The following is a 404-nucleotide window of genomic DNA, read 5'->3' on the forward strand; positions in this document are numbered from 1 at the left end:
TGGCCAGCATGCTGCTGCATACGCCGTTTGAAGCTCAGGGCGTGATCACCAATATCAGCGTCGATGCCAACGGCACACGCCATATTGCGCTGCACAGCGAACCGGATATCATCACCCTGTGGCGCTATCTCGGCACCAGCCTGCTGCTGCTGACGGTCGCCGTCGTTCTGGGTTACAACACCTGGCGACTGGTACAGCGCCGCCGCATCAACCAGCACCGAACCGCCGATATCCAGCGCTATTACGAAAGCTGCTTTAACCCGCAGCTCTCCCCGATGTCATTGCGGCCGATGCCCTGAGTCATCCGTCGGCCTGCTTCCTGTCACCCACTTTATGCTAGGCTAACGCTATTCCCCTTATCCTGCGGACCCGCGACTGTTCGCCTATGGAGTTTTCATGGTTCC

1 protein-coding gene is annotated in these 404 nt (G+C 58.7%); it reads left to right on the forward strand.

Annotated features, from left to right (window positions below):
- The coding region (locus tag CVN76_RS00380) for an IgaA/UmoB family intracellular growth attenuator (protein ID WP_198512388.1) at nt 1-299 on the forward strand (299 nt) is incomplete at its 5' end.
- Nucleotides 300-404: the final 105 nt, after the last annotated feature.

The sequence above is a fragment of the Bacillus sp. mrc49 genome, from assembly GCF_002803435.1.